This is a genomic window from Methylobacterium sp. P1-11, from assembly GCF_008329595.1.
Classification (GTDB): Bacteria; Pseudomonadota; Alphaproteobacteria; order Rhizobiales; family Beijerinckiaceae; genus Methylobacterium.
In genome coordinates this window covers 169,499-192,329 of record NZ_NPKS01000006.1, presented here as the reverse complement: position 1 = coordinate 192,329, position 22,831 = coordinate 169,499, and the positions used below count along the sequence as shown (strand labels likewise).

Annotated in this window: 25 protein-coding genes and 1 tRNA gene; 13 read left to right on the top strand and 13 right to left on the bottom strand. The window is 67.7% G+C overall.

Annotated features, from left to right (window positions below):
• Positions 1-812: 812 nt before the first annotated feature.
• From CIW48_RS08730 to CIW48_RS08695, 6 genes are all read right to left on the bottom strand, one after another.
• The gene (locus CIW48_RS08730; protein ID WP_149310459.1) at positions 813-1,196 is read right to left on the bottom strand and encodes an SUF system Fe-S cluster assembly protein; all 384 of its coding nucleotides are present in this window, start codon (positions 1,194-1,196) and stop codon (positions 813-815) included.
• Between the two features lie 51 nt (positions 1,197-1,247).
• The gene (locus CIW48_RS08725) at positions 1,248-2,492 is read right to left on the bottom strand and encodes a cysteine desulfurase (protein WP_149310458.1); all 1,245 of its coding nucleotides are present in this window, start codon (positions 2,490-2,492) and stop codon (positions 1,248-1,250) included.
• A gap of 203 nt (positions 2,493-2,695) precedes the next feature.
• The gene (locus tag CIW48_RS08715) at positions 2,696-4,018 is read right to left on the bottom strand and encodes a SufD family Fe-S cluster assembly protein (protein WP_149310457.1); all 1,323 of its coding nucleotides are present in this window, start codon (positions 4,016-4,018) and stop codon (positions 2,696-2,698) included.
• Positions 4,019-4,021: 3 nt separating this feature from the next.
• Complete coding sequence (gene sufC / locus CIW48_RS08710) at positions 4,022-4,774, bottom strand: Fe-S cluster assembly ATPase SufC (RefSeq protein WP_149310456.1); 753 nt, start codon at positions 4,772-4,774, stop codon at positions 4,022-4,024.
• A 280-nt stretch (positions 4,775-5,054) separates the two neighbouring features.
• Positions 5,055-6,524, bottom strand: a complete 1,470-nt coding sequence (gene sufB / locus CIW48_RS08700) for a Fe-S cluster assembly protein SufB (protein ID WP_149310455.1) — start codon at positions 6,522-6,524, stop codon at positions 5,055-5,057.
• A 68-nt stretch (positions 6,525-6,592) separates the two neighbouring features.
• Positions 6,593-7,762, bottom strand: a complete 1,170-nt coding sequence (locus CIW48_RS08695; RefSeq protein ID WP_149310454.1) for a cysteine desulfurase family protein — start codon at positions 7,760-7,762, stop codon at positions 6,593-6,595.
• A gap of 272 nt (positions 7,763-8,034) precedes the next feature.
• Between CIW48_RS08695 and CIW48_RS08690 the strand changes: the two genes are divergently transcribed.
• The 3 genes from CIW48_RS08690 (at position 8,035) to CIW48_RS08680 (ending at position 10,515) form a co-directional block, all read left to right on the top strand.
• Positions 8,035-8,691, top strand: coding sequence for an alpha/beta hydrolase (locus CIW48_RS08690; RefSeq protein ID WP_043351944.1), 657 nt, complete (start codon positions 8,035-8,037; stop codon positions 8,689-8,691).
• A gap of 86 nt (positions 8,692-8,777) precedes the next feature.
• Complete coding sequence (locus CIW48_RS08685; RefSeq protein WP_149310453.1) at positions 8,778-9,164, top strand: response regulator; 387 nt, start codon at positions 8,778-8,780, stop codon at positions 9,162-9,164.
• Positions 9,165-9,222: 58 nt separating this feature from the next.
• Positions 9,223-10,515 (top strand): O-acetylhomoserine aminocarboxypropyltransferase/cysteine synthase family protein, encoded by a 1,293-nt coding sequence (locus CIW48_RS08680; RefSeq protein ID WP_149310452.1) that lies wholly within the window; start codon positions 9,223-9,225, stop codon positions 10,513-10,515.
• Between the two features lie 146 nt (positions 10,516-10,661).
• On the opposite strand, the gene CIW48_RS08675 is transcribed toward CIW48_RS08680, so the two are convergent.
• Positions 10,662-11,831 (bottom strand): acetyl-CoA acetyltransferase, encoded by a 1,170-nt coding sequence (locus tag CIW48_RS08675; protein ID WP_149310451.1) that lies wholly within the window; start codon positions 11,829-11,831, stop codon positions 10,662-10,664.
• A 157-nt stretch (positions 11,832-11,988) separates the two neighbouring features.
• Complete coding sequence (locus CIW48_RS08670) at positions 11,989-12,558, bottom strand: NUDIX hydrolase (RefSeq protein ID WP_149310450.1); 570 nt, start codon at positions 12,556-12,558, stop codon at positions 11,989-11,991.
• Positions 12,559-12,689: 131 nt separating this feature from the next.
• Here CIW48_RS08670 and CIW48_RS08665 point away from each other — a divergent pair, with 131 nt between their 5' ends.
• Genes CIW48_RS08665 through CIW48_RS08635 form a run of 7 tightly spaced genes read left to right on the top strand, consistent with a single transcriptional unit; the run spans position 12,690 to position 16,900 of the window.
• Positions 12,690-13,181 (top strand): hypothetical protein, encoded by a 492-nt coding sequence (locus tag CIW48_RS08665; protein ID WP_149310449.1) that lies wholly within the window; start codon positions 12,690-12,692, stop codon positions 13,179-13,181.
• Positions 13,178-13,429: a monovalent cation/H+ antiporter complex subunit F gene (locus CIW48_RS08660; protein ID WP_091779630.1), complete on the top strand. Its 252-nt coding sequence runs from the start codon at positions 13,178-13,180 to the stop codon at positions 13,427-13,429. The genes CIW48_RS08665 and CIW48_RS08660 overlap by 4 nt, the downstream gene beginning before the upstream one ends.
• Positions 13,426-13,710 carry a monovalent cation/H(+) antiporter subunit G gene (locus CIW48_RS08655; RefSeq protein WP_149310448.1) on the top strand — a complete coding sequence of 95 codons (285 nt, stop codon included), beginning with the start codon at positions 13,426-13,428 and terminating at the stop codon, positions 13,708-13,710. Before CIW48_RS08660 ends, CIW48_RS08655 begins: the two co-directional genes overlap by 4 nt.
• A gap of 10 nt (positions 13,711-13,720) precedes the next feature.
• Positions 13,721-13,972, top strand: coding sequence for a DUF4040 domain-containing protein (locus tag CIW48_RS08650; RefSeq protein WP_091779626.1), 252 nt, complete (start codon positions 13,721-13,723; stop codon positions 13,970-13,972).
• On the top strand, positions 13,969-14,745 hold the full coding sequence (locus CIW48_RS08645; RefSeq protein WP_149310447.1) for an MnhB domain-containing protein: 777 nt from the start codon (positions 13,969-13,971) through the stop codon (positions 14,743-14,745). The genes CIW48_RS08650 and CIW48_RS08645 overlap by 4 nt, the downstream gene beginning before the upstream one ends.
• The gene (locus CIW48_RS08640; protein ID WP_149310446.1) at positions 14,742-15,149 is read left to right on the top strand and encodes a cation:proton antiporter subunit C; all 408 of its coding nucleotides are present in this window, start codon (positions 14,742-14,744) and stop codon (positions 15,147-15,149) included. The genes CIW48_RS08645 and CIW48_RS08640 overlap by 4 nt, the downstream gene beginning before the upstream one ends.
• A complete protein-coding gene (locus tag CIW48_RS08635; RefSeq protein ID WP_149310445.1) occupies positions 15,146-16,900 on the top strand; it encodes a proton-conducting transporter membrane subunit in 1,755 nt (584 codons plus the stop codon). Before CIW48_RS08640 ends, CIW48_RS08635 begins: the two co-directional genes overlap by 4 nt.
• 123 nt (positions 16,901-17,023) lie before the next feature.
• Here CIW48_RS08635 and CIW48_RS08630 read toward each other — a convergent pair.
• The 3 genes from CIW48_RS08630 to CIW48_RS08620 all read right to left on the bottom strand — a co-directional run bounded on the left by CIW48_RS08630 (position 17,024) and on the right by CIW48_RS08620 (position 18,997).
• A tRNA-Thr gene (locus tag CIW48_RS08630) sits at positions 17,024-17,099 on the bottom strand.
• Positions 17,100-17,208: 109 nt separating this feature from the next.
• Positions 17,209-18,354 carry a 3-dehydroquinate synthase gene (gene aroB / locus CIW48_RS08625; protein WP_149310444.1) on the bottom strand — a complete coding sequence of 382 codons (1,146 nt, stop codon included), beginning with the start codon at positions 18,352-18,354 and terminating at the stop codon, positions 17,209-17,211.
• A gap of 19 nt (positions 18,355-18,373) precedes the next feature.
• Positions 18,374-18,997: a shikimate kinase gene (locus tag CIW48_RS08620; RefSeq protein WP_244513947.1), complete on the bottom strand. Its 624-nt coding sequence runs from the start codon at positions 18,995-18,997 to the stop codon at positions 18,374-18,376.
• 243 nt (positions 18,998-19,240) lie between these two features.
• Between CIW48_RS08620 and CIW48_RS08615 the strand changes: the two genes are divergently transcribed.
• The 3 genes from CIW48_RS08615 to CIW48_RS08605 all read left to right on the top strand — a co-directional run bounded on the left by CIW48_RS08615 (position 19,241) and on the right by CIW48_RS08605 (position 20,981).
• Positions 19,241-19,393: a histidine kinase gene (locus CIW48_RS08615; protein ID WP_091779617.1), complete on the top strand. Its 153-nt coding sequence runs from the start codon at positions 19,241-19,243 to the stop codon at positions 19,391-19,393.
• Positions 19,390-20,334 (top strand): site-specific tyrosine recombinase XerD, encoded by a 945-nt coding sequence (locus CIW48_RS08610; protein ID WP_149310443.1) that lies wholly within the window; start codon positions 19,390-19,392, stop codon positions 20,332-20,334. The genes CIW48_RS08615 and CIW48_RS08610 overlap by 4 nt, the downstream gene beginning before the upstream one ends.
• A gap of 128 nt (positions 20,335-20,462) precedes the next feature.
• Entirely contained in the window at positions 20,463-20,981 is a 519-nt protein-coding gene (locus tag CIW48_RS08605; RefSeq protein ID WP_173009216.1) for a MarR family transcriptional regulator, read from the top strand.
• Positions 20,982-21,048: 67 nt separating this feature from the next.
• Here CIW48_RS08605 and CIW48_RS08600 read toward each other — a convergent pair whose 3' ends face one another.
• Positions 21,049-21,414, bottom strand: coding sequence for a cytochrome c family protein (locus tag CIW48_RS08600; RefSeq protein ID WP_091779613.1), 366 nt, complete (start codon positions 21,412-21,414; stop codon positions 21,049-21,051).
• A 227-nt stretch (positions 21,415-21,641) separates the two neighbouring features.
• On the bottom strand, positions 21,642-22,658 hold the full coding sequence (locus CIW48_RS08595) for an NAD-dependent epimerase (RefSeq protein WP_149310442.1): 1,017 nt from the start codon (positions 22,656-22,658) through the stop codon (positions 21,642-21,644).
• Positions 22,659-22,831: the final 173 nt, after the last annotated feature.

Genomic DNA, 22,831 nt, shown 5'->3' with positions numbered 1-22,831 from the left:
GCCCAGGGATCCTACCGTAACGCATTGGTAACGTTAGTAAACGGAAACCGTCGGTAAATCCCTAACGGATCCTGAAAGGACTCGCGAAAAGCCTGCTCATTTGGTGATGATCGGTCATCCGAGCGGCAGCCAATTCGCCGAACAACGAGGATCGATCATGAGCGCCCATCTCGAAGACCTGAAGTTCATGCTGACGCTCAGCGTCGTGGTTCTTTTCGGCAGCGGCCTCGACATCATCCTGCGCTGATTGGGCTGGTGAGAATCGTTCGCGGAGCGGGACCGCCGCGCACAATGGCGCGTTCGAGCGCTGAGCGAGCGGCTGATGGGTGCGCGGGCGACCCACTCCCACGACCGGGCGTGAACGGGACGGCGACCGCCCGCGAGGCGCCTTCCGTGAGCCAACGCGCTCCGACGATGTCGGCAGTCGGGATCAGTCCGGAGCGGAGGAAGCTCCGCAATTCGACGGCCTTTGCCCGCCGCTCCGTCCGCATTTTGAGCACCGCGATCACGAGGCCGACCAGCCCGGCCGCCTCCAGAAACGCCGCGACCACATAGCCCGAAGCCATTCGTTTCCACCAACCATGTCGCGGGAATTGCCGCTCTCGCAGCGGCCGCCCCCGATCTGCGTGGTCATGGTTAGCGCGGCATTAACGGCTACGTAGATCGCCGCGTATGACGAAAATCCCGGCCTTCATCCGCGCCGCGACGGAAGCGAGCCAAGCCTCTGTTGCGGCAAAATGAACCGGGCGTGGCAGATGTGGTTGTGCCACACCCGGGGGCGTCTTCAGGAATCCGTTAGGGTCCGCACCGCCCTACCACATGTCGAGGGCGACGCGGGCCTCGTCCGACATGCGACTCTGGTCCCAGGGCGGATCGAACACCATGGTTACCGCGCAGGATTGCACGCCCGGCACGGCGCTCACCGCGTTCTCCACCCAACCGGGCATCTCGCCTGCCACCGGGCAGCCGGGAGCGGTCAGTGTCATGTCGATTGCGACGTTCCGATCGTCGCCGATATCGACCTTGTAGATCAGGCCAAGCTCGTAGATGTCGGCCGGAATCTCGGGATCGTAGACCGTCTTCAGCGCCGCGACGATGTCGTCGGTCAGGCGATCCAGCTCCGCCGGCGGGATCGCGGAGTCGCCGGCGACGGCGGGGGCGTTCATGCCCCCCGTGATGGTGGCGTCGGTGGTCATCGCTTCACTCTCCCCGGACCCGTGCGGACGGGACCAGCCTCGAACCACATATCAGGTGAACAGCATTTCTGCTCGACCGAGCGCTTCGGCAAGGGCATCGATCTCCGCAGTGGTGTTGTAGAGGCCGAACGAGGCCCGGCAGGTCGAGGTCACGCCGAAGCGCTTGAGCAGTGGCATGGCGCAATGCGTCCCGGCCCGCACGGCGACGCCCTGGCGGTCGATCACGGTGGCGATATCGTGCGCATGCGCCCCCTTCATCTCGAAGGCGATCACGCCGCCCTTCCCCGGCGCAGTGCCGATCAGCCGCAGCGCGTTCATCGCGCCGAGCCGCTCCTGCGCGTAGGCCGTGAGTTTAGCCTCGTGCGCCGCAATGGCATCGCGCCCGACGTTCATCATGTATTCGAGCGCGGCTCCGAGACCCACCGCCTCGATGATCGCCGGTGTGCCGGCCTCGAACCGATGCGGCGGATCGTTGTAGGTGATCGCGTCCTCGCTCACCGTCCGGATCATCTCGCCGCCGCCCTGATAGGGCGGCAGGCGCTCCAGCCACTCCTTCTTGCCATAGAGCACGCCGATCCCGGTGGGGCCGTAGACCTTGTGCCCGGTGAAGACGAAGAAGTCGCAGTCGAGCGCCTGCACGTCGACCGGCTGGTGCACGGCGCTCTGCGCGCCGTCGAGCAGCACCGGCACGCCGTGGGCGTGAGCGATGCGCACGATCTCGGCGGCCGGCGTCACGGTGCCCAGCACATTCGACATGTGGGTGATCGCCACCATCTTGGTCCGAGGTGAGAACAGCTTCTCGTATTCCTCGACCAGAAAGTTGCCCTCATCGTCCACCGGTGCCCACTTGATCACGGCGCCGCGGCGCTCGCGCAGGAAGTGCCAGGGCACGATGTTGGAATGGTGCTCCATGATCGAGAGGATGATCTCGTCCCCTTCGCCGATCAGCCCGGCCCAGCCCATCGACGAGGCCACGAGATTGTAGGCCTCGGTGGCGTTGCGGGTGAAAATGATCTCGTCGGTCGAGGCAGCGTTGAGGAACTGGCGGGTCGTCTCGCGCGCGCCCTCGAATCCTTCGGTCGCGGCATTCGCCATGTAGTGAAGGCCGCGATGGACGTTGGCGTAGCCGGTCTCCATGCAAGAGACCATCGCGTCGATCACCTGCCTCGGCTTCTGAGCGGAGGCGGCGTTATCGAGATAGACCAGCGGCTTGCCGTAAACCTGCTGCGCCAAAATCGGGAAATCCCTGCGGATCGCCTCGACGTCGTAGGCTGGGGTGAGGACGGGTGCGTTCATGGTCGCGACCTTCCGAAAACTTCGCCGATCCCGAAAACAGCCCTCATCCTGAGGGGTCGGAGCGAAGTGGAGGCCTCGAAGGAGCCCTCCAGCTGGCGTTGCGGTCCCTGGATCCCTCCTTCGAGGCCCGCTCGCGCAGGCGCCATCGGATGAGCGTCGGGTTGTAGGAGCGGCCGACCCTGCAGCCGGGTCGGCCAGGGTCGTCAGCCGCGCGCCCTGAGCCAGGCCTCGATCTCGCCGATGAGCGCCGCGCGGGCCCCCTCGTGCGTGACCGACTCCACAGCTTCGCCCACGAAGGCCTGGACCAGCAGGCTCTCGGCGATCGGGCGGGGCAAGCCGCGGGCCATCAGGTAGAACAGCAGATCCGGATCCGGCGCGCCGCAGGTTGCTCCGTGGCCACAAGCGACGTCGTCGGCGAAGATTTCCAGCTCCGGCTTGTTCATCATCTGCCCCTCGTCGGTGAGGAGGAGACAATCGGACTTCATCTTACCGTCGGTCTTCTGCGCAACCTGACGGACGATGATCTTGCCCTGGAACACGCCAGTGGCGTCGCCGTCGATGATCCACTTGAACTGCTCGCGGCCGACGCCGCCAACCGCGGCATGGTCGGCGAGCAGCGTGGAGTCGGCGAGCTGGCCGTTCCGCAGCATGGCCGCGCCGTTGACGACCACGTTGGTGTCCTCGCCCGCGACGTGGACGTAGATCTGGTGACGCGACAGCACCGCCCCGGTGACGAGATTGACGGTCTCGACCTGCGCTTCGGTCTCAACCTTCACCGATAGGGTCGAGAGCGCTATCGTGGCATCACCCTCCTTGTTCAGGCGGGTGTGCCGGAAAGCGGCCCGCGGGCCGACCACGACGTCGAGGGCGTCGTTCGGCTGGCAGGTGAGCCTGTCCGGACCTTCGTGGCTCTCCAGCAGGCTGAACGTCGCACCTTCTCCGAGTTGGACGAGCACCCGCGTCGCCGTGGAGAACGGCGTATCGCCCGAGCCGATAAAGCGCAGATGGAGCGGCCGGTCCGGTTTCGCACCGGCGGCGACCGAAACGACCGCACCGTCCGCCAGGAAGGCCGTGTTCAGCTGATAGACCGGGTTCTCCCGGGCCTGGGGCACGGGCGCGAGCTGCGCCAGGGCGCCATCATTCTTGGTCAACGCCTCATTCAGCGGCGCAACCCGGACCCCGTCCGGCATCGCGTCGAGGTCGGACAGCTCGCGGACGAGATGGCCGTTGACGAAGGTCAGGCGCGCGGCATCGATGTCTGCGAAGCCCTTCGCCTGCGCGACGACGGCCCTGGCGGCCTCGAGGCTCGGTGCGTCGGCGGGTGGTGCGACCTCGGTAATCGCGGCGCGCAGATCGGTATACTTGAACGCCTCGACCCGGCGGCTCGGCAGGCCGGTCGCCTCGAAGAAGCGGAACGCCTCCTCACGGGCGATCGTCGTGTCGCTGGCGAAGCTCCGGCGGGCGGTCTCGAACAGCTTCGACAGGCCGGCCTCGGCGGGGGAGCGGAGGTTGGTGACGTCGGCCATGGCTCAGGCCGCCTCGCCGGTGCGGTACTCGGCGTAGCCGGACGCCTCGAGCTCGAGGGCGAGGTCCTTTCCGCCGGTCTTTACGATCTGGCCCTTCGACATGACGTGCACGGTGTCGGGCACGATGTGGTTGAGCAGCCGCTGGTAGTGGGTGATGACCAGGAAGGAACGGCCCTGGTCGCGGAGCGCATTCACCCCCTCCGAGACGATGCGCAGGGCGTCGATGTCGAGGCCGGAATCGGTCTCGTCGAGCACGCAGAACTTCGGCTGGAGCAGCGCCATCTGGAGGATCTCCATGCGCTTCTTCTCGCCGCCGGAGAAGCCGACATTGAGGGCGCGCTTGAGCATCTCCTTGTTGATCTCGAGCTTGTCGGCCGCGCCGTTCACCGCGCGGATGAAGTCCGGGGTCGACAGCTCCGCCTCGCCGCGCGCCTTGCGCTGGGCGTTCAGGCAGGCCTTCAGGAACGTCATGGTGCCGACGCCGGGTATCTCCAGCGGGTACTGGAAGGCGAGGAAGATGCCGGCCGCGGCGCGCTCGTCGGCGGCCATCTCCAGCACGTTCTGCCCGTCGAGTAGGATCTCGCCGTCGAGGACCTCGTAGTCCTCCTTGCCGGCGATGACGTAGGAGAGGGTCGACTTGCCCGAGCCGTTCGGCCCCATGATGGCGGCGACCTCGCCGTCGTTCACGGTCAGGTTCAGGCCGTTCAGGATGCGGTTGTCCTCGATCTGCACGACGAGGTTCTTGATTTCCAGCATGTCAGTCCAAGTCCTTCAAAACCATTCGTCCCGCATCGCCCGCAGGAACGCGGCGGTCCCGACCGGATAGCCGGAGAGGTCGCCGATCACCGCGTCGATGCCGCACCGGGGACAGAGGGCGGTGCCGTCATCGGCGATCCAGCCCGCGATCTCGTCCGGCGCGAAGACCGCGAGGCAGAAGAAGCATCCGCACAGGACGCTGCTCCCGACCTCGTCGGCGTGCCGCGCGCCGTGCCGATGGGCCGCGCGCAGCAGGTCGTCGTCGAATCGGCCCAGGCGGTCAGCCCACCGAGCCTTCCAGGCTGATCGAGATCAGCTTCTGGGCCTCCACGGCGAACTCCATCGGCAGCTGCTGCAGCACGTCCCGGACGAAGCCGTTGACGATGAGCGCGGTCGCCTCCTCCTCGGAGAGGCCGCGCTGCTGGCAGTAGAACTTCTGGTCCTCGGAGATCTTCGAGGTCGTCGCCTCGTGCTCGAACACCGCCGAGGCGTTCTTCGACTCGATGTAGGGCACGGTGTGCGCCCCGCACTGGTCGCCGATCAGCAGGGAATCGCAGTTCGTGAAGTTGCGGGCGTTGGAGGCCTTCCGATGGGCCGAGACGAGGCCGCGATAGGTGTTCTGCGAGCGGCCGGCCGAGATGCCTTTCGAGATGATCCGGCTCGTCGTGTTCTTGCCGAGATGGATCATCTTGGTGCCGGAATCGACCTGCTGCATGCCGTTCGACACCGCGATCGAGTAGAACTCGCCGCGGGAATCGTCGCCGCGGAGGATGCAGGACGGGTACTTCCACGTGATCGCCGAGCCGGTCTCGACCTGCGTCCACGAGATCTTCGAGCGGGCGCCGCGGCAATCGCCGCGCTTGGTCACAAAGTTGTAAATGCCACCCTTGCCTTCGTTGTCGCCCGGGTACCAGTTCTGGACCGTCGAGTACTTGATCTCAGCATCATCCAGGGCGACGAGCTCGACCACGGCGGCGTGGAGCTGGTTGTCGTCGCGCTTCGGGGCGGTGCAGCCCTCGAGATACGAGACGTAGGAGCCCTTGTCGGCGATGATCAGCGTGCGCTCGAACTGGCCAGTGTCGCGCTCGTTGATGCGGAAATAGGTCGACAGCTCCATCGGGCAGCGCACGCCCGGCGGGATGTAGACGAAGGATCCGTCGGAGAAGACGGCGGAGTTGAGCGTCGCGAAGAAGTTGTCGGTCGCTGGAACCACCGAGCCCAAGTACTTCTGCACCAGCTCGGGATATTCCTGCACGGCCTCGGAGATCGGCATGAAGATCACGCCGGCCTTCGAGAGTTCCTTCTTGAATGTGGTCGCCACCGAGACCGAATCGAAGACGGCGTCGACGGCGACGCGGCGCTCAGGGGCGATACCCTCCAGCACCTCGACCTCGCGCAACGGGATGCCGAGCTTCTCGTAGGTCTTCAGGATCTCGGGGTCGATCTCGTCGAGCGACATCGCCGCGGGGCGCTTGGGCGCCGCGTAGTAGTAGATGTCGTTGTAGTCGACCTTGTCGTAGGCGACGCGCGCCCACTCCGGCTCCTTCATGGTCAGCCAGCGCCGATAGGCGTCGAGCCGCCACTCCAACAGCCACGCGGGCTCGTTCTTCTTCGCCGAGATGAAGCGGACGACATCTTCGGAGATGCCCTTCTCGGACTTCTCCATCTCGATGGTGGTCTCAAACCCGTACTTGTACTGGTCGAGGTCGATCGAGCGGACCCGGTCAATGGTTTCCTGCACAGCAGGCATTAGCGTCTCCTAGGCATCTCCGGCGTCAAGGACCGGGAAGCGTCTGGCGGAAAGCGGGGGCGCGGCGCTCAGGCCGCCTGTCCTCGCCGTCTATATAGGGGCTGCAAGGCCCGTTCGAAGGCGTCGAGGAAGCATGCCACCTCCTCGTCCACCGAGTTCCAGCCGAGGCTGACACGCAGTGCCCCCCCGGCGAGATCAGGATCGACGCCCATCGCGGCGAGCGTCGCCGAGCGCGCGACCTTGCCTGACGAGCAGGCCGAGCCCGACGATACCGCCACGCCGGCGAGGTCGAGGGCGATCAGGGCCGCGGGGGCGTCGAGCCCCGGGACCGAGAAGCTGAGGGTGTTGGGCAGGCGTGCGGCATCGGCGGCGAACACCACCGCATCCGGAGCCAGGGCGCGCACGCCCGCCTCGATCCGGTTGCGCAGGGTCGACAGGCGCGCCGCCTCCCGTGCGAGGGATTCGCGGGCGATCCGGGCGGCCTCGCCCATCCCGACGATCGCCGGCAGGCACTCGGTGCCGCAGCGCTGCCGGCGCTCCTGGCCGCCGCCGCGCAGAAAGGCCCTCTCCAGAGTGACGCCGTCGGCCAGCACCAGGGCGCCGACGCCCTTCGGCGCGCCGAATTTGTGGCCCGACAGGGTGAGCGCGTCGATGCCGAGGCCGGCCATGTCGAGCGGGATCTTCCCAGCCGCCTGCACGCCGTCGCTGTGAACCAGGATCCTGTCATGCTTTCGGGACAAGCCGACGATATCGGAGAGCGGTTGCACCGCGCCGGTCTCGTTATTGGCGGCGTGGACCGAGAGAAGCACGGTCTCGCCCGCCAGCGCGGCGAGACGCGCCTCCAAGATGGCGAGGTCGACCACGCCGTCGGCCTTGACCGGCACCTCCTCCGCGGCCGCCTCGGGGAACCGATGGCCCGCCGCGACGCAGGGATGCTCCGTCGCCGAGTAGAGAAGCCGGGTCGGGGCCGTCGTGCCTCGGCGACGCAGGGCGCCCGACAGGGCGGCGTTCGCTGCCTCGGTGCCGCCGCTGGTGAAGACGACCTGCTCGGGCCGTGCATGTACCAGGGCTGCGACCTCGGCGCGGGCCGCTTCGAGAGCAGCCCGGGCCGCGCGGCCCTCCGCGTGGATGGAGGACGGATTGCCGGGGAGCATCAGCGCGCGCGCCACCGCGTCCGCGACCTCAGGGCGGACTGGCGCGGTCGCATTGTAGTCGAGATAGGCACGTGCCCGGCTCATCCGCGTTCCGTTGGCCCTCTGCTGCGGCGCGTCACAATTCCTTGCCCGCGCACCGGCTCGCCGTGCTAAGGCGCGCCGAGAGAATGAGATCCCGCCGACCCAGCCCGGTCGGCTTTGCAGCCAGCGCGGAGCTTCATGCGGCTTCTTTAGAATAGTTCTAATCATCTAGAACTATTCTAAGACTGCTTTTATGGGGCGTGCGCGACGAGTCAAGGTTGCCGCGCCGCCGCGCCGATCGCCCGGCGGGCGGTCTCGAGAGTGAGAGACGAGCGATGCCCGAAGTCATCTTCACCGGCCCGGCCGGCCGCCTGGAAGGTCGTTACCAGGCTCCCAAGAAGCGCGGTGCGCCGATCGCCATCATCCTGCACCCGCATCCCCAGTTCGGGGGCACGATGAACAATCAGATTGTGTACAATCTTTTCTACACATTCGCCAATCGTGGATTCGCAGCCCTGCGCTTCAATTTCCGTGGGGTCGGCCGCAGTCAGGGTTCCTTCGACCACGGCTCGGGCGAATTGTCTGATGCCGCCGCCGCCCTGGACTGGGTGCAGTCCGTCAACCCTGAGGCGAAGTCCTGCTGGATCGCCGGCGTGTCGTTCGGCTCGTGGATCGGCATGCAGCTGCTGATGCGCCGTCCCGAGATCGAGGGCTTCATCTCCATCGCCGCGATGGCGAACCGCTACGACTTCACCTTCCTGGCCCCCTGCCCCTCATCCGGATTGTTCGTGCACGGTTCCGAGGACCGGGTGGCCCCCGCTCGCGAAGTCATGCCGGTGATCGAGAAGGTGAAGACCCAGAAGGGCGTCATCATCGAGCACCAGATGGTCGACGGCGCGAACCATTTCTTCGACGGCAAGGTCGAGGAACTGACGCAAACGGTGGACACCTACCTCGACAAACGCCTCGGCAAGCGCGAGGAGGCGGCCTGACCCATCCGATCCCTGCGCCTTGACGCGGGGAGCCCCGGAGGAATAGGGCGCGGACTTCGGAATTAAGACTCACCTTCGCAGGTCTGATGTCAGATAGCCTGTCCGACCAACCCGTGGTGCTCCTGGTGGAAGATGACGGCCTCCTGCTGATGGAGGCGTCTGACACCCTTGCGGATGCGGGCTTCACCGTCGTCGAGGCGACGCATGCCGACAAGGCGCTGAAGGTCTTGGAGAACCGTGACGATGTCGGCGTCCTGATGACCGACGTCGACATGCCGCAGGGCTCGATGGACGGTTTCGCCCTCGCCCGCCTCGTGGCGCATCGCTGGCCGTCAATTCCCGTTCTGGTGGTATCCGGGATGGGCACGCCCGGCCCCAACGACATGCCTGATGGCGCCCGCTTCATTCCGAAGCCCTACGAGCCGACGACCCTGGTCCGGACCCTTCAGGCCTTCATCAGCCGCGCGGCTTGACCCACAGAGCCGCTCGGGTTCACCCACGGTCCGGGCACCGAACACCCGACCGAGAGCCATGACGGATCAGAGCCGACCCTACCGCTTCGCGACCCGGGCCATCCATGCCGGCGCGGCGCCGGACCCCGCCACGGGCGCGCGGATCCAGCCGATCTACTTCACGAACGGCTTCGTGTTCGACTCGACCGAGCAGGCGGCGGATATCTTCGCCGGCCGGCGGACCGGCTTCTCGTACTCCCGCGGCTCCAACCCGACGGTCGCTGCGCTGGAACGCCGCATCGCCGACCTTGAGGGCGCCAAGGGTGCGGTGGCAGTCTCCTCCGGGCAGTCGGCGATGCTGCTCGTTCTGATGACTCTGATGAAGAGCGGCGACGCGTACGTCGCGTCGCCGCGCCTGTTCGGCGGCTCGCTCGGCCTGATGCGCCGCCTCGACGGCCGCTACGATCTGAAGCCCCGCTTCGCCGCCGGCATGAGCCCTGAGGATTTCGAGGCGGCGATCACCCCGGACTGTCGGGCGATCGTCTGCGAATCGATCGTAAATCCCTGCGCCTCCGTGATGGACCTCGACGGAATCGCGGCGGTGGCCCGGCGCCACGGCCTGCCGCTGGTGGTCGACAACACCCTCGCCTCTCCGGCTCTGATCCGCCCGATCGAGCACGGAGCCGACATCGTCGTGCACTCGACGTCGAAGTTTCTGGGCGGATCCGGCCAGACAATCGGCGGCGCGATCTGCGATGCCGGCCGCTTCGATTGGTCGAAATCCGGCGGCTACAACCTGATCACCGAGCCCTGGCCGGATTACGACGGGCTCGTCCTGACTAAGGCTTTCCCGGCGACCCCGTTCGCGGCGGCGTGCCGGTTCTTCGGCCTGCGCGACCTCGGGCCCGGCCTGTCACCGATGAACGCGTTCCTGACGCTCATGGGCATCGAGACCTTGCCGCTGCGCATGGAGCGCCACTGCGCCAATGCGCGAGCGGTAGCGGCCTTCCTCAAGGATCATCCGGCGGTGGCATGGGTGAGCTACCCGCTGCTGCCGGGACAACCCGGGGAGGACCTCGCCCGGCGCTACACGCCGAACGGGCCGGGCTCGATCTTCACCTTCGCGTTGAAGGGTGGCGAACCGGCGGCGCTCACGTTCATCGCCAGCCTGGAGCTGATCTCGCACCTCGTGAACATCGGCGAGATCAAGTCGCTGGCGATTCACCCATCCTCGACCACGCACCGGCAGCTGCCGGAGCACGAGAAGGCCACCGCGCAGGTCGGGCCCGAAACCGTCCGCCTCTCGATCGGGCTTGAGAATGAGGCCGACCTGATTGCCGATCTCCAGCAGGCGCTGGACAAGCTGGACTGAGCGGGACGTTCGTGCCCGGGGGGATGCGTGGACTCCCGCGCTCGCAAAGACGGTGACGGCGAGGCGATGCGCCTCGCACTCGATCTCTCCCGCGAGAGAGAGGAAAGCTGTGATTCGTGATCACCGACGGTGCGTGGGACCGCTGCTCAGCGCCGCCGCTCCAAGATCGACACGTAGTTTGCCACCGCCGCGCCGCCCATGTTGAAGATCCCGGCGAGTTCGGCTCCGGGCACCTGCATCTCGCCAGCCTCGCCCATGAGCTGGAGGCAGGCCATCACGTGCATCGACACGCCGGTGGCGCCCACCGGGTGGCCTTTGGCCTTCAATCCGCCGGATGGGTTGATCGGCAGCCGGCCGCTCTTCTCGGCCAGCCCCTCGCGCACGACGCGGTAGCCCTCACCGGGAGCGGCGAGCCCCATGGCCTCGTACTCGATCAGCTCCGCGATGGTGAAGCAGTCGTGGGTCTCCACGAAGGACAGATCCGCGTTGCTGAGCCCGGCCTGTGCGCGCGCCTTCTCCCAGGCCATCCGTGCGCCCTTGAACTCCGTGGGGTCGCGGCGAGACAGGGGCAGGATGTCGTTGACGTGCGCCCGGGCGCGAAAGCCGACCGCCCGATCAAGCCCCTCGGCCAGCTCGGCATCTGCCACCACCAAAGCCGCCGCGCCGTCCGAGATCAGCGAGCAGTCGGTGCGCCGCAGGGGCGCTGCGACGTAGGGGTTCTTGTCCGAGACGCGGTTGCAGAAGTCGAAGCCCAGATCCTTGCGCAGCTGCGCGAAGGGATTTCCAACACCGTTGCGGTGATTTTTGGCGGCGATGCGGGCGAGCTCCTCGCTGCGGTCTCCATAGCGCTGGAAGTATCCCGCCGCGATCCGTCCGAACACGCCGGCAAAGCCCCCTTCGATGTCGGCCTCCTCCTTGCGGTAGGAGGCGCCGAGGAGGATGTCACCCGTCTCGGCGACGGTTTTGGCCGTCATCTTCTCGGCGCCGATCACCAGGGCCACCCGGCCGCGGCCGCTATCCACGAAGTCAAGGGCGGCATACAGCGCCGCCGAGCCGGTGGCGCAGGCATTCTCCAGATGGGTCGCCGGCGCGTGGGCGAGGCCCGGCCGGTTCACTGCCACCAGCGAGCCCTCGAAGCCCTGCTTCGAGAAGCCGGTATTCATCGAGCCGACATAAATGCCGTCGACCTGGGATTCCTCGATCCCGGCATGGGCCACCGCCTCGCCCGAAACCCGGGCGATCAGCCCTTCAACATCCGGCTCCTCCAGCTTGCCAAAGGGTGTGTGGGCCCAGCCCACGATGCAGGCGCGCGTCATCCGGTGACCTCCCGAGTCTTGCGCGGACGATGGGCCCGCCGTGGCCGGCGATCAAGCCGTCCCGAGCGACCTCACCGCAGGTGGAATGCGATCCACGCGGCCGCGGTGAGCGCCAGTGCAGTCAGGAGGCCCCGGACGAGCCCACGATAGCGGCGTCTCACGTCTCAAACAGCTCCGGATGCCGCGCCCGGAGCGAAAGAACCAGGGTAAGTGTCTTCAGATCGGTGATCTCGGCGCGGTCGGCTCGGGCGGCGAGTTCGGCCAGCGGCATCTCGACGACCCGGATATTCTCGTGCTCGCCCTCGGCCCCGCCGCCGGCCTCCGCCCGATCCGCCTGGCCGTAGGGCGCGAGAAAGAGGTGGATCTTCTCGGTGGTGAGGCTCGCGCAGGAATAGGCGGCGGCGACGAATTCCAGGGCGTGCAGATGCAGGCCCACCTCCTCCATCACCTCCCGGCGGGCGTTCGCTTCCGGGCTGCCGTCCTCGATCAGGCCGGCCGGGGCCTCTAGCTGGACCTGCTCGCCGGCCACGAATAGCGGCGGGACCCGCAATTCGCGAACAAGCGTCGCGACCCTCCGCTCGGGGTCGTAGGGCAGGATCCCCACCGAGTTGCCGTGATCCTCGATCTCCCGCTCGACCACGGCGCCGTCGGCGAGGCGGACCTGAGCGATCCCGAACCGGCTCCAGCCCTGGTGGAGGAAGCGGATATTGAGGATCTCGGCTTTCATGCGCATTTCCATCTCTCATCGCCCGACACGGAAGCGTGTCTTCGAGTTCCCGGAACGCCGACGCCGGCGGCGAAGTTTGGTCGGATATGCGCATCGCCACGCTTCCGCGGGGCACGCCCCGGTTAGGATCGATGCGGGCAGGACCGATAAGTGGGATCAGGAGGCGCTCGCGACGCGACGGCGTCGCGATCTGGCTCGTCCTCGTCGTAACCTACATGGTCTTCGCCGGGTCGGTGAGCGCGAATGAGGGCCTCGCCGCCCTCGTCTGCGCCAGTCTCGGCACGTTTTGGTGGTGGGGCGTCGGCCGGCGCGGCGGCGTGCTGTTCCGCTTCGACCGAGGGACGCTGAGTCCAATCGGGCCTGCGCTTCGTGGCATGCCGCGCCAGACGGCCCGAGTGGCTCTTCACTTGGTGAGGGCGCTGCTCGGTGGCGTCGGTGGCGGGACGATCCGTGAGCGGAGCGCCGCCGAATTCGCCTGGGCAACGCCCGAGGGCCGGACGGCGCCGGCCGCGCGGGCTACCGGGCTGCTTGCCGCCTCGCTCGCCCCTGACAGCTACGTGCTCACTCTCGACCGCGAACACGGAACGGTGGCGACGCACGTGCTGGAGGATGACGCGCCATGACCATCTGGACAGCCGCCATCCTGGCGCTGCTGCCGCCACTCGCGCTCGCAGCGGCCCTGGCGTGGCGGGGCCCGCCTGGCCAGCGCTTCGCCGCCTACCAGCTCGTCGGCAGCGTCACGGTCCTGATCCTGACGCTCATGGCCTTCGCCACCGATCAGGCCTCGATCACCGACCTCGCCCTCACTCTGGTCCTGCTCAACCTGCCCGGCACGATGTTGCTCGCGGTCTTCCTGGAGCGCTGGATATGAGCGTCGTCATTGGTCTTCTGCTGACCCTCGCGGTGGCGGTGACGTGGCTCTCCGCACTCGCCCTGTGGCGTCTCCCCCGCGCTCTGGACAGGCTGCACGCGCTGGCCTTCCTCAACGTCTCGGCCTCTGCCCCCATCACGGTGGCTGCCTTCCTGGCCGACGGCCTCTCCGGGCGCTCGCTCAAGATCCTGCTGATGATGGTCATCTTCCTCGGCTGGGCGGCGGTGCTGTCGCACGTGTCCGGCCGGGCCGTGCTGATGCGCGAGGGCTGTTCGGCATGAGGACGCTTCGATGACCGTGATCCTGCCGCTGCTGTTCCTGTTCACCGCGATCTCCGGCACCGCCGTGGTGCTCGTGCGCGATCCCGCACGCCAAGTCTTCGCAATCGCGGTCAACGGGCTTGTCCTGGCAATCCTGTTCGATGGCCTCCAGGCCCCCGACGTCGCACTGTCCGAACTGGCGGTGGGCTCGGCGGCGGTGCCACTTCTCTTCCTGGTGGCGCTCATGGCCGTCCGAACCCAGTCGCCCGAGGAAAAGCCGTGAGCCCGCGCGTCCGCATCGCGCTGCTTGCTCTCGCGGCTCTCGTCCTGCTCCCCGGCGCAGCCGAGGTGATCGCGGGACTGCCGCCCTTCGGATCTACGGTCGCCCAGTACGGCGAACGTATCAACGCGATCACCCCGGAGGCGCGGCACGTCGCCAACATGGTGAGTGCCATCAACTTCGACCTGCGCGGCCTCGATACCCTCGGCGAGGAGTTCATGCTGCTCGCCGCCATCACCGGCACCGTTGTGCTGCTGCGAGGCCGACGTGGCGAGGGCAACACAGGGCACGCCATGCGCCGGCCCGGCCGCGCCGCCATCCCCCGCTCCGAAGCCGTGATCCTCGCGTGCCGGATCGCCGGTCCGCTCACGGCCCTGTTCGGCCTGTACGTGGTTCTGCACGCCACCGTCACCCCCGGCGGCGGCTTCCAGGGCGGCGTCATCCTCGCTTCCGGTACTCTGCTGATCTACCTCGGCGAAGGGTATGCCGGGTGGCGGGACGCCATCCGCAGTCACTGGCTTGACGCTCTGGAGGGCGGCGGCGCGCTGCTTTTCGCTCTGTGCGGACTGGTGCCGATGCTCACCGGTGCTGCCTTCCTGCAGAACATCCTGCCGCTCGGCACATTCCGAGACCTGTTCTCGGGAGGGCTGATGCTCGTCGAGAACCTGGGCGTCGCTCTGGCCGTGACAGGCGGGTTCACGCAGCTCTTCCTGGAATTCATGGAGGAGACCCGCGCGGCGGACGAGGCTGAGGAGCCGGGGGAGGAATCCGCGTGAGTGTTCTGCCCTATGCGGTCGCTGCGTGGCTGTTCGGGATCGGCCTCTACGGCATCGCAACCAGCCGCAACTTCATCCACCTCGTGGGCTGCCTCGGCGTCTGCCAGTCGGCGACCTACGTGCTCCTGCTCGGCCTCGGCTATCGCTGGGGCGGCATCGCGCCGATCTTCTACGATCACCCGCCGGGCACCCCCGCGGTCGATCCGGTGATGCAGGCGCTGGTGCTCACCGACATCGTCGTCGGCGCGACGCTCACGGCGCTGCTCCTCGTCCTGACGATCCAGGCTCACAAGCGCGGCGGGAGCCTGGATCCGGAGAAGCTCCGGCCGATGCGCGCCGGCGGAAAATCCGGGCGCGGCCACGGGTCGAGCCGAGTGAGCGACCGGGAGCAAAGCACCTCTTGACCGCTTTCCCCGCGGCCCTCCTCCCGCTGCCGGTTGCCATTCCGCTCGTGATCTGCGCGGCAATGCTGGCAACGGCGCACCTCCTGCCGGCTCGCCTGCCCGACATCCTGGCGACGCTGTCGGCGCTCACCGTCGCGGTGCTCTGCGGCGTCATCGCGGTGCATTCCGCCGACGGACCCCTGGTCTACTGGTTCGGCGGCTGGGAGCCGCGCGACGGCCTCCATCTCGGGATTGGGTTTTCGGTGGATGAGGCCAGCGGCTGGGTCGCGGCCTTCATCGGCCTCCTCTACGCCCTGACCTTCGTGTTCGCCTGGGGTTTCTTCGACCGCACGCACGGCCACTTCCACATTCTGATGCTGCTGTTCCTGGCCGCCATGGTCGGGTTTTGCTTCACCCGCGACATGTTCAACCTGTTCGTGTGGTTCGAGGTGATGAGCGTCGCAGCCTTCGCGCTCACGGCCTACCACTTGGCGGAATCGGGCCTCGCGGGCGCCATCAATTTCACGGTGGTCAACAGCCTCGCGGGCTTCCTGATGCTCGGCGGCATCGGGCTGATCTACGCGCAGACCGGCACGCTCGATTTCGAGGGCATCGCGGCTGCTGTTGCCCGGGGAGGCCGCGATCCGGTGGTAGCCGGGGCTTTCTGTCTCGTGGCGGGGGCCTTGATGATCAAGGGCGCGATCGTGCCGTTCCAGTTCTGGCTCGCCGATGCCCACGCCGTGGCGCCGAGCCCGGTCTCGGTGATCTTCTCCGGAGCGATGGTCTCGCTCGGGCTGTTCGGCTTGGCGAAGGTAAGCGCGGTGGTCTTCGGGGCCTCTGATCAGGTCCAGCATGCCCTGCCGGCGCTCCTCATCGGCCTCGGCTGCTTCACCGCGCTGTTGGGCGGCTGGATGGCCCTCCTGCAGCGCCATCTCAAGCGCATGCTTGCCTTCTCGACCATCTCCCATGCCGGGATCATGCTCACCGGCCTCGGCGCCCTCTCAGTCGACGGGACGGGCGGGATGCTGGTCTACGTGTTGGGGCACGGGCTGGTGAAGGGCGCCCTGTTCATGGTCGCCGGCATCCTGCTCGCCACCCAGGCCAGCATCGACGAGATCGCCCTGCGCGGCCTCGGCCGGGGGATCTGGCCGGCCGGGATGGCCATGGCTCTCGCCGGGCTGCTGCTCTGTGGCTTGCCCCTCGGCTTGCTCGACCAGGGCACGCGCCTCATCCAGGGGGCGCTGGCGCAGCAGGGGCACGGGATCGCGCTGGTGGCCGGCGTCATTGGCGCCGCTCTGACCGGCGCGGCGGTGTTACGGGCGGCAGGCCGCATCTTCCTCGGGCTCGGGCCCGATCCCGGCGACGAGGCTGGGGCGCCGAGCGAGGACGAGCGGGAGAAGGCCAATCGGCCGCTCTGGCTGATGCTGGGACCGTGCTGCGCTTTGCTCGCGCTCGATATGGGCGTGCCGGCGGGTCTGATCGAGCACGCTCTTCCGCGGGCGGCGTCGGCCTTCATGCACCGGCCGGCGGTTGATACGGTGTCGGAGGGACCGGGCTGGCTGCCCTGGGCGTCCGTGGCCGCCGCGCTGGCTGGGGCCGGCTACGGTCTGTTCCGGAACCGCCTGCCGGCGCTCCTCGTCCGGCCAGTTGGTGCAACGCAGTCGGCGCCGACGCGGGCGCTGGAAGTCCTCCACAGCGGCTTGATCGGCGATTACGCGGCGTGGCTAGCGGTCGGGGTTGCGATCATCGCGGCTGTGCTGGCCATGGCATGAGCGAGCCACGCGCCGCACGACCCTGAAAACACATCTCCGCCGGCTCGAAACCGGCGCGGGCTATCGGACAGAGGCTCGGCCGCGACAAGGCTTCTGGGAAGAGGCGCACGTCGTCGGGGAAAGTGGTGCCGCAAGAGGGATTCGAACCCCCGACCCCCTCATTACGAATGAGGTGCTCTACCAGCTGAGCTATTGCGGCCCTGGTCCTGATAGGACCGTCAGCGACGCGCGGTGTCCGGCGCCGCACGTGGCAGGCTCATAGCGGCCCGGCCCGCGTTAGGCAAGGCCGCAGCCGGCCCTTGCGGACGTCAGATCCTCGGGTCCGAGGCCAACTCGTCGCGCAGGAACGCCGCCACCTCAGCCCGGTCCACGCCCGGGGCGATAAAGCTCTGCCCGATGCCACGGGCGAGGATGAAGGTCAGGGCGCCGTCGCGGACTTTCTTGTCCTGACTCATCGCGTCGACGAGTGCCTCGGCGTCGCCGCATCCACCCGGGACCGCCTGCAGACGGGTCGGCAGGCCGGCCAGCGCGAGGTGGTTGGCCACCCGACCCGCATCCTGGCCGGCGCAGAGCCCGAGCCTGGTCGAGAATCGGAAGGCGAGTGCCATACCGATCGCCACACCCTCTCCATGCACCAACCGGGCGGAATCGTAGCCCGTCAGACGCTCGAGGGCGTGGCCGAAGGTGTGGCCGAGATTGAGCAATGCCCGCTCTCCGTCCTCGTGTTCGTCGCGGGTGACCACTGCGGCCTTGGCGCGGCAGCAGGCGGCGACCGCCTGCTCGCGCTCCGGACCGCCGGCGAAGATCTCGCGCCAATTCGCCTCGCACCAGTCGAAGAAGCCGGGATCGGCGATCAGCCCGTATTTGGCGACCTCAGCGTAGCCGGCGCGCATCTCGCGCTCGGACAGCGTGTCGAGGGCGGCCGTGTCCGCCAGGACCAGGCGCGGCTGGTGGAAGGCGCCGATCAGGTTCTTGCCCAGGGGCGCGTTGATCCCGGTCTTGCCCCCGACCGAGGAATCGACCTGCGCGAGCAGGCTCGTCGGCACCTGCACCAAGCGCACGCCCCGCCGGAGGGTGGCGGCTGCGAAGCCCGCGAGGTCGCCGACCACGCCGCCACCCAGCGCCACGACGAGATCGCCGCGCTCGACCTTCAGGGCCAGCAGCCCGTCGCAGACCTCCGCGTAGCCCGCATAGGATTTGGAGGCTTCACCCGGGGCCACCGTGACCACGCCCACCTGGAGCCCGGCGCGCTCCAGGCTCGTCCGCAACCGCGCGGCGTAGAGCGCGCCCACCGTCGCGTCCGTCACGATCGCCGCCCGGCGGCCCCCGAGCGCGGCCACGGCGGTGCCCGCCGTGTCGATCAGCCCGCGCCCGATGAGGATGTCGTAGGCGCGGCCGGCGTCGAGGGGCACGTGGACGGTCAGGAGGTCCGGATGGTGCGTCAGCTCGGTCATGGGTCGGGTCGCTCAGGTGTCACTGGGCAGCAACGGGGATGGATCCTTCACCGCTGAGATGCGCGTCCAGGGCCTCCAGCACGTCCTGAACGACCCGGTCGTGCGAGACCTCCCGGGAGATGACCATCACGTCGGCTGCGGCATAGACCGGATGGCGCACGGCCATAAGGTCCCGCATCGTCGCCTCGGGATCCTCGGTCTGGAGCAGCGGGCGGTTGCCGCGCTTGCGCACGCGCCGCATCAGCACATCCAGATCGGCCTTCAGCCAGACCGAGACCGCCGATTCTGCGATGCGCGCGCGGGTCGACTCGCGGAGATAGGCGCCGCCGCCTGTCGCCAGGACCAGGGGGCCAGCCCGGAGCAGCCGCGAGATCACCCGCTCCTCGCCGTCGCGGAAGCTCGGCTCGCCGTAGATCGCGAAGATGTCGGGGATCGTCAGGCCGGCTGCCGCCTCGATCTCGATATCGGCATCCTTGAAGATCAGCCCGAGGCGGCTTGCCAGGCGTCGGCCGACGGTGCTCTTGCCCGCGCCCATGAGGCCGACGAGCACGATCGAGCGCAGGCCGAGCGCGCGGCGCAGACGCGCCTCGACCGGTTCACCCGCCTCCTCGCCGCTCATGGCCTCCTGCATCGACTCCTGCATCGCATCCGTGTGGCGTCCCCGCCTCCTCACCGGCGCCCGAGCGTCCGTCGCCGGGCAGCCTCACATCCTGCGGCAGGCTCTTAGCGCGATTCAAGCGCTCTGCGAAACGGATCGCTGTGTCGTTGTGGGCCTTGTCAGCGCCGCGATCACGTGGTCGAACCCGGGCACCGGCGGCGGCTCGGAGAAAGCCTTCGCCCGCCCCCTTCCCGCCGCCAGCGCCCGTCTGCCCGAGGTTCGACCGACGTGCCGACCCTGTTCCGTTTCTTTGCCACCCTCGCGATCCTGGCGGGTTTGGTCTTTGCGGCGATGTTCGCGCTCGCGAACTTCGTCCAGCCGACACCGCGGGAGATCAGCGTGACCATCCCGGCCTCAAAGCTCCAGCCGGGCAACCGTTGAGCGAGTCGCAGGGCAGCGGTGACGCCGCCCCGGCACCCTGCCCCGAGGTCGCCGAGTACCTCGACATGCTGGCCGCGGAGCGGGGCGCCGGCCTCAACACTCTGACTGCCTACCGGCGCGATCTCGAGGATTACCTCGGCTACCTCGCCCGGTCGGGAACCGCGCTCCGCAACGTGGACGCCGGCACGCTCCGGGCCTTTCTGATCGACCTCGAAGCGCGCGGCCTCAAGGCATCCTCGGCGGCGCGGCGCCTGTCATGCGTCCGCGGTTTCCACAAGTTCCTCTACGCCGAGGGCGGTGCCGAAAGCGATCCCAGCGTCGCGGTCTCTGGTCCACGCCGGGGCCGGGTTCTGCCCAAGGTGCTGTCCATCGCGGAGGTCGACCGGCTGCTCGCGACCGCGCAGGCCGCCGCTGTCGCCGATCAGGCGCCGGGACCGGCCTGCCGTGCACGCCGTATGGTCTGCTTGCTCGAATTACTCTACGCCACGGGCCTGCGTGTCTCCGAGCTGGTCGCCCTGCCGCGCGCGGCCGGCGCGAGCCGCGAGCGCTACCTCATCGTCAAGGGCAAGAGCGGCCGCGAGCGCCTCGTTCCCCTGACCGAGGCAGCCCGCGTAGCCATGGCGGCACATCTTCCTGCGGTGCCGGTGGAGTCAGCCTGGCTGTTTCCCGCCGACAGCGACAGCGGATATCTCACCCGCCAAGCCTTCGCCCGCGACCTCAAGGCCCTGGCCTCTGCGGCAGGTCTGCATGCGGACCGCGTGAGCCCACACGTGCTCCGCCACGCCTTCGCCAGTCACCTCCTGCAGAACGGGGCCGATCTGCGCGTCGTCCAAGAGCTGCTCGGCCATGCCGACATCTCGACGACGCAGATCTACACGCACGTGCTTGATGAACGCCTGAAGGCGATGGTCCGGGATCTGCATCCATTGATGGATGGCTGAGGTTCACCGCGCAAAACGCGTGGCAATTCCGGCCGCGTGCCCCAATTGTATACGTATAGCGAACTGCCTAAGAGTGGCCCGTCGCCGTACCGGTATGCGAGCCCGTCTTTACCAGAGAGAGTTTTCCTATGTCAGGCCCAACGGCTTCGCAGATCGGCGCTGAGCCGGATCGGGCGGGGCATTCGCCTGCCGACCAGCTTTCGCAGCAGGAGCGGCAGCGCCTCGACAATCAGCTGTGCTTCGCGGTCTATGCCGCCGCGCACGCCTTCGGACGCGCCTACCGTAATCTTCTCGGGCGCCACGAACTGACCTACCCGCAATATCTGGTCCTGTTGGTGCTGTGGGAGCAGGACGGTTTGTCCGTCAAGGAGATCGGGAATCGGCTGTTCCTGGATTCGGGGACGCTGACGCCGCTTCTGAAGCGCCTCGAAGCCTCGGGGCGAGTCCGTCGCGCGCGGGACCGGGTCGACGAGCGCCAGGTCAGCATCTTTCTCACCCCGGCCGGCGAGGCCTTGCGCGGCGAACTGGCCTGCATTCCCGACGAGGCAGGAGGGCTGACCGGCCTCGATGTGCAGGGCCGTAAGGACCTGCTTCATGATCTCGTCACCCTCAGGCTCGGCCTTCAGGCAGGACTTATTCCCGAATAGCGCCATCCCACAGGGCCGGGAGCGGCTCGGTTGCCGCTCCCAGTTTCGGCGTTAACGCGTCGATGCCTCAGGACTGCGTCTTCAGATAAGCGATGACGTCGTTGATCTTCTTGTCGTCGGGATAGCCCTGGAAGATCATCTTGGTGCCCGGGACCTTCGCCTTCGGGTTCTTCAGCCACTCGTGGAGGTTGGCCTCGTCCCAGGTAATGCCGGAATTCTTCAGGGCGGCGGAGTAGTTGTAGCCCTCGTAGGTGCCCGCCTTGCGGCCGACGACGCCCTTCAGGTCGGGACCCACGCCGTTCTTCTGGAAATTGTGGCACGCCTTGCAGGGGGCGAACGCCTTCTCGCCGGCGGCCGCGTCTCCGGCCTCCTGGGCCTGTGCCGCGAGCGGCATGGCGACGGCAAGGACGGCGCCGAAAACGAGTGAACGCATGGATTTCCTCCTGTTGGCCGCCCTCGCGGCAGCGATGCGGGCAGAGCTTTCCTGCCTGGAATAGCTCTAAATGAATCTGCCCGCCCGGTGCAACGGCCTAGTCTGGCAAAGCCGGTACCGGTGTGCAGGTCAGCGACGTCCCTCGGTCGCCGCTTCCCTCAACACGGTGCGGCCGGATTGGCTCCCCGGACCGTCGGCGGTCCCTCGGAGGCCTCGCCAGGTATGCCTCAAACGTCGTGATAGCTTCGATACCACTCGACGAACCGGTTGATCCCCGTCTCCAGCGGCGTTGCGGGCCGGAAGCCGGAATCGCGCACGAGATCGTCAATGTCGGCGTAGGTTGCCGGAACGTCGCCGGGCTGCATCGGCAGCAGAATTTTCTCCGCCTTGCGGCCCAGCGCTGCCTCGAGGAGCGCGATCATATCCAAAAGCGCCACCGGCTCGTTGTTGCCGATATTGTAGATGCGGTAAGGGGCGGCGCTGGTCCCAGGATCTGGGGCGGCGCCGCTCCAGGCCGGGTTCGGCGCAGCCGGATGCTCCGCCAGCGCCAGGATCCCCGCGACGATGTCGTCGATGTAGGTGAAGTCCCGCAGCATCTGCCCGTCGTTGAACACGCGGATCGGTTCACCTGCCAGGATGGCGCGGGTGAACAGATACAGGGCCATGTCGGGCCGTCCCCACGGGCCGTAGACGGTGAAGAAGCGCAGGCCTGTAGTCGGAAGGCCGTAAAGGTGGCTGTAACTGTGCGCCATCAGCTCGTTCGCCTTCTTGGTCGCGGCGTAGAGGCTGAGCGGATGGTCGACGTTCTGATGCACCGAGAATGGCATGGCGGTGATGCCGCCATAGACGGAACTCGAAGAGGCATAGAGCAGGTGCTCCACGCCGCCATGGCGGCAGGCTTCCAGGATGTTCAGGAAGCCCACGAGGTTGCTCGCCGCGTAGGCGTGGGGATCGGTGAGTGAATGGCGCACGCCGGCCTGGGCCGCGAGGTGGATCACCGTCCGGAAGCGATGCCGGCGGAACAGGGCGTCGAGCCCGTCCCGATCCGCGAGGTCGAGACGCTGGAAGCTGTGGCCCGCGAAGTCCGCGAGGCGGCGAAGCCGCGCCTCCTTGAGCCTCACGTCATAATACGCGTTGACGCTGTCGAGGCCGACGACCTGACGGCCGGCCTCGAGGAGGCGCAGGGCAAGCTGGTTCCCGATGAAGCCGGCGACGCCGGTGACCAGAACTGGAGGCTGGGACATGCGCGGTCCGTCGGGCGGATCGGCCCGCCGACGGCCAGCTGTAGCATGGGGCCGGAACGCCACCAATCGCATGCGCGAGGCGGTCGCGATAAAGGGCCGGATCCGGCCCACACGGCTTGTCGCCCGGGTGCGACGCCCTGTAGATTCGCGCCTACCGTGCGGCCCAAGCCCAG

Excerpts from the sequence above, each read along its gene's own strand:
- CIW48_RS08715 (WP_149310457.1), bottom strand. The coding sequence starts at position 4,018 with ATGGCCGACGTCACCAACCTCCGCTCCCCCGCCGAGGCCGGCCTGTCG.
- CIW48_RS08725 (WP_149310458.1), bottom strand. The coding sequence starts at position 2,492 with ATGAACGCACCCGTCCTCACCCCAGCCTACGACGTCGAGGCGATCCGC.
- sufB (WP_149310455.1), bottom strand. The coding sequence starts at position 6,524 with ATGCCTGCTGTGCAGGAAACCATTGACCGGGTCCGCTCGATCGACCTC.
- aroB (WP_149310444.1), bottom strand. The coding sequence starts at position 18,354 with ATGACCGAGCTGACGCACCATCCGGACCTCCTGACCGTCCACGTGCCC.
- CIW48_RS08650 (WP_091779626.1), top strand. The coding sequence starts at position 13,721 with ATGACCGTGATCCTGCCGCTGCTGTTCCTGTTCACCGCGATCTCCGGC.
- CIW48_RS08730 (WP_149310459.1), bottom strand. The coding sequence starts at position 1,196 with ATGACCACCGACGCCACCATCACGGGGGGCATGAACGCCCCCGCCGTC.
- CIW48_RS08695 (WP_149310454.1), bottom strand. The coding sequence starts at position 7,762 with ATGAGCCGGGCACGTGCCTATCTCGACTACAATGCGACCGCGCCAGTC.
- CIW48_RS08670 (WP_149310450.1), bottom strand. The coding sequence starts at position 12,558 with ATGAAAGCCGAGATCCTCAATATCCGCTTCCTCCACCAGGGCTGGAGC.
- CIW48_RS08600 (WP_091779613.1), bottom strand. The coding sequence starts at position 21,414 with ATGCGTTCACTCGTTTTCGGCGCCGTCCTTGCCGTCGCCATGCCGCTC.
- CIW48_RS08660 (WP_091779630.1), top strand. The coding sequence starts at position 13,178 with ATGACCATCTGGACAGCCGCCATCCTGGCGCTGCTGCCGCCACTCGCG.
- CIW48_RS08655 (WP_149310448.1), top strand. The coding sequence starts at position 13,426 with ATGAGCGTCGTCATTGGTCTTCTGCTGACCCTCGCGGTGGCGGTGACG.
- CIW48_RS08690 (WP_043351944.1), top strand. The coding sequence starts at position 8,035 with ATGCCCGAAGTCATCTTCACCGGCCCGGCCGGCCGCCTGGAAGGTCGT.
- CIW48_RS08605 (WP_173009216.1), top strand. The coding sequence starts at position 20,463 with ATGTCAGGCCCAACGGCTTCGCAGATCGGCGCTGAGCCGGATCGGGCG.
- CIW48_RS08595 (WP_149310442.1), bottom strand. The coding sequence starts at position 22,658 with ATGTCCCAGCCTCCAGTTCTGGTCACCGGCGTCGCCGGCTTCATCGGG.
- CIW48_RS08675 (WP_149310451.1), bottom strand. The coding sequence starts at position 11,831 with ATGACGCGCGCCTGCATCGTGGGCTGGGCCCACACACCCTTTGGCAAG.
- CIW48_RS08685 (WP_149310453.1), top strand. The coding sequence starts at position 8,778 with ATGTCAGATAGCCTGTCCGACCAACCCGTGGTGCTCCTGGTGGAAGAT.
- CIW48_RS08680 (WP_149310452.1), top strand. The coding sequence starts at position 9,223 with ATGACGGATCAGAGCCGACCCTACCGCTTCGCGACCCGGGCCATCCAT.
- CIW48_RS08620 (WP_244513947.1), bottom strand. The coding sequence starts at position 18,997 with ATGCAGGAGTCGATGCAGGAGGCCATGAGCGGCGAGGAGGCGGGTGAA.
- sufC (WP_149310456.1), bottom strand. The coding sequence starts at position 4,774 with ATGCTGGAAATCAAGAACCTCGTCGTGCAGATCGAGGACAACCGCATC.
- CIW48_RS08665 (WP_149310449.1), top strand. The coding sequence starts at position 12,690 with ATGCGGGCAGGACCGATAAGTGGGATCAGGAGGCGCTCGCGACGCGAC.